General features: G+C 43.3%; 5 protein-coding genes. 2 read left to right on the top strand and 3 right to left on the bottom strand.

The window, feature by feature from the left end; genetic code table 11:
- On the top strand, positions 1-135 hold a 135-nt coding region (locus Q0191_RS05060; protein ID WP_297664407.1), incomplete at its 5' end, for a CocE/NonD family hydrolase C-terminal non-catalytic domain-containing protein.
- 32 nt (positions 136-167) lie between these two features.
- Complete coding sequence (locus Q0191_RS05055; protein WP_061908727.1) at positions 168-467, top strand: YbaB/EbfC family nucleoid-associated protein; 300 nt, start codon at positions 168-170, stop codon at positions 465-467.
- Between the two features lie 119 nt (positions 468-586).
- Here the strand turns inward: Q0191_RS05055 and purH are convergent, their stop codons facing one another.
- The 3 genes from purH to purN all read right to left on the bottom strand — a co-directional run.
- On the bottom strand, positions 587-2134 hold the full coding sequence (gene purH / locus Q0191_RS05050; protein WP_297664403.1) for a bifunctional phosphoribosylaminoimidazolecarboxamide formyltransferase/IMP cyclohydrolase: 1548 nt from the start codon (positions 2132-2134) through the stop codon (positions 587-589).
- Positions 2135-2175: 41 nt separating this feature from the next.
- Positions 2176-2883, bottom strand: coding sequence for a suppressor of fused domain protein (locus tag Q0191_RS05045; protein ID WP_297664401.1), 708 nt, complete (start codon positions 2881-2883; stop codon positions 2176-2178).
- Between the two features lie 54 nt (positions 2884-2937).
- On the bottom strand, positions 2938-3353 hold a 416-nt coding region (gene purN, locus Q0191_RS05040; protein ID WP_297664399.1), incomplete at its 5' end, for a phosphoribosylglycinamide formyltransferase.

The following is a 3353-nucleotide window of genomic DNA, read 5'->3' as shown; positions in this document are numbered from 1 at the left end:
ATGAAAAAAGGCGACCAACTCCGCCTCGTCCTCTACACCACTGACTTCGAACACACCGTCCGTGATAAGACCGATTATCAGTTGACAATTGACCTAGAACAATCTTGCATTGACCTACCAAATATGGTAGAATAAATAAGTAATAGACATTAAGGAGACATATTATCATGATGAATATGCAAAACATGATGAAGCAAGCCCAAAAACTTAAAAAAGACATGGACATTGCTCAAGCAGAATTAGCCGCAACTGAATTTGTTGGAAAATCTAGCCAAGATTTAGTTGTAGCAACTCTTACTGGTGATAAAAAGGTTGTCAAAATTGACTTTCAGCCTGCTATTGTAGACCCAGAAGATATGGAAACTCTATCTGATTTGACTAGCCAAGCTATCAATGCTGCTATCGATCAAATCAACGAAGTAGCTAAACAAAAACTCAGCGCTTTCCAAAGTGGACTTTCTTTCTAATTCTGTTAAGTCCTTATAAAATTCAACTCCCAAAAAGATGATTCATTCATCCTTTCGGGAGTTTTTTTGCGCAAAAAATTGGAGAAAATATCTAACCATTTTCTCCAATATAAATCTTCTTAATGTCTAAAATGTCTCACGCCTGTGAAGACCATGGTCAAGCCATATTTGTCTGCTGCTTCGATAGATTCTTGGTCACGAACGGAGCCTCCTGGCTGGATGATGGCCTTGATACCTGCTTTAGCGATTTCTTCCACATTATCCGCAAATGGGAAGAAGGCGTCAGAGGCAAGCACAGCACCATCAAGGCGGTCTTTGGCTTGGTCAATGGCAATACGAACGGATGCCACACGGTTAGTTTGACCAGGGCCGACACCAAGTGTCATGTGGTCGTTGGTCACAATGATACCGTTTGATTTGACGTATTTGATTGCCTTCCATGCAAACTCAAGGGCTGTCGCTTCTGTCTCGGTTGGTTGGCGTTTGGTCACCACTTGCCAGTCAGCTGGGCTCTCTTTGACCACGTCTTGGTTTTGCACCAGAAGTCCACCTACTACACCAGTGTACTCAGCTTCTACTTCGCTTGCATCTTGGGCATCAAATGGTAATTCTAGAATGCGCAAGTTTTTCTTTTTGTTGGTCAAAATAGCTAGCGCTTCATCCGTATAGCTTGGCGCGATGATGATTTCAAGGAAAACACCATGCATCTTCTCAGCTGTCGCAGCATCCACCTCACGGTTGAGAACGACAATCCCACCGAAGATAGACACTGGGTCTGACTCATAAGCGTAGTCCCAAGCAATTTCGATGTCATCAGCCTGACCAATACCACATGGGTTCATGTGTTTGAGAGCCACAACGGTTGGACGATCTTTGAAGTCACGAATAATACGAATGGCTGCATCCGCATCACGGATATTGTTAAAGGACAATTCTTTACCGTTGAGCTGTTTCGCTGATGCAATCGAATAGTCAGTCGGTAAGGCTTTTTGGTAAAAGTCCGCATCCTGCTGAGGATTTTCCCCATAACGCATTGATTGCTTGAGATCATAAGTCAAAGTGAGCTTTTCAGGTTTTGTTTCACCCACTTGAGCTGTGAAGTATTCTGCAATCAAGGCATCATAAGCCGCAGTGTGACGGAAAACCTTGGCTGCTAAACGTTGGCGAGTTTCGTAACTTGTTTCACCATTGGCTGCCAATTCGTCCAAAACCACTGCATAGTCTGCAGGATCTACCACAACTGTTACGCTGGCATGATTCTTCGCTGCTGAGCGAAGCATAGATGGTCCACCGATGTCAATATTTTCCACCGCATCAGCGTAAGTCACATCTGGTTTGAGAATGGTTTCCTTGAAAGGATAAAGATTGACCACTACAAGGTCAATGAGCTCGATTTGATTGTCCTTAGCCGCTTCCAAGTGGCTATCCAAGTCACGACGAGCGAGGAGCCCACCGTGGATATTTGGATGAAGGGTCTTGACACGACCATCCATCATTTCTGGGAAACCAGTCACATCATCGATGGCAATGGTCTCCACCCCGGCATGGTCAAGGGCAACTTTGGTACCACCTGTTGAGATAATGTCCCAACCAAGTTTTTTGAGTTTTTGGGCAAATTCAACAATGCCCGCTTTGTCTGAGACGCTGATTAAGGCGCGTTTAGTCATGTTATTTCCTTTCATTGTATCAAGAGGTGCTTTCATATCATTTAAACCAAAGACTGGCGATTATAGTCTGTAAGCTGATTCCCAAGTTCTTTTAACAGTTTTCTGACCTCAAGCTTACTAGTTTCACTTTCATAAATACTTCGCAGTTCGGCGTCTGTCGCACCAATTAAGGTTACAAATTCCACTTTTCCATGCGGGGTATCTAGAGTCTTGGCTAAATCATCAGCAGCAGTCAAGAACCCCGTCAAATTAGATTTCTGTTGGGCATCAATTCCTACCGTTTGCTTGGTATAGATGTATTCTTCTGGCAAAACCACTTTACCCGTTTTAAAAATATATCTTGCCACATACTGTAGCAGACCACAGCCATTGTTAATTTCTTCTTCGTCATTATCTGATTTCTTTAACTTAAACGTTAATTCAATCCCATAACCACTGTATTCAGGGTCTTTGCTTTCTTTGGTATATAATTCTGACAAGCCATAACTCACAAAATGCCAAAAATCTCCTGCATCATAAACACTGATGCCATCAAGCGGATCTGGACCGCCTAGCATATACTTGATAACTGTCCCATAATGAAGTGGATTAGGCTGATCTGGATATAAACGATTAAACTCTGCATCAATCGCTTCCCATCCTGGAGCGCTATCATCTGTATTTTCAACTTTAATAACAATCTTATCTTCATCTTTCGTTGACTTCTCTTCATCAGAAGATTTCTTCTTGAAAAAATCAAATAGACCCATAGAATCCTCCTTTTTTGATGTTGGACTGTCATAAAATCAGCTCTGATTTCGTTTTTACCTTCTCTCCACTCCCAAACTATCCAACACCTCTGGATACAACTTATACTCCGCCTCATGAATGCGAGCTTCAAAGCTTTCGATGGTGTCATCAGCCAGCCGTGGTACGCGGACTTGTTTGATGACCTTTCCTGTATCCACACCTGAGTCCACCCAGTGAATGGTAACACCACTCTCAGCAACACCAGCATTCCAAGCATCCTCAATCCCATGAGCTCCTGGAAATTCTGGCAGGTAGGCTGGATGAATGTTGATGATTCGGCCTTCATAAGCTGCCAACAAGGTTGGCCCAACGATTTTCATGTAGCCGGCGAGACAAACCAAGTCAATCTGGTGTTCTTCCAAGAGTTCGACAAGGGCTGCTTCGTAGTCCGCCTTGTTCTCAAACTCCTTGAGTTCAAAAGCATAGGACA

Origin of the sequence: uncultured Streptococcus sp. (genome assembly GCF_938036805.1) — a bacterium.
Taxonomy (GTDB): Bacteria; Bacillota; Bacilli; order Lactobacillales; family Streptococcaceae; genus Streptococcus.
Note: the sequence above shows the minus strand (reverse complement) of the source record. Positions and strands in the feature narration are given on the sequence as shown.

What these genes read in the sequence shown, in the direction of transcription:
- Q0191_RS05055 (WP_061908727.1), top strand. Translation starts at nt 168, where the DNA reads ATGATGAATATGCAAAACATGATGAAGCAAGCCCAAAAACTTAAAAAA.
- purH (WP_297664403.1), bottom strand. Translation starts at nt 2,134, where the DNA reads ATGACTAAACGCGCCTTAATCAGCGTCTCAGACAAAGCGGGCATTGTT.
- Q0191_RS05045 (WP_297664401.1), bottom strand. Translation starts at nt 2,883, where the DNA reads ATGGGTCTATTTGATTTTTTCAAGAAGAAATCTTCTGATGAAGAGAAG.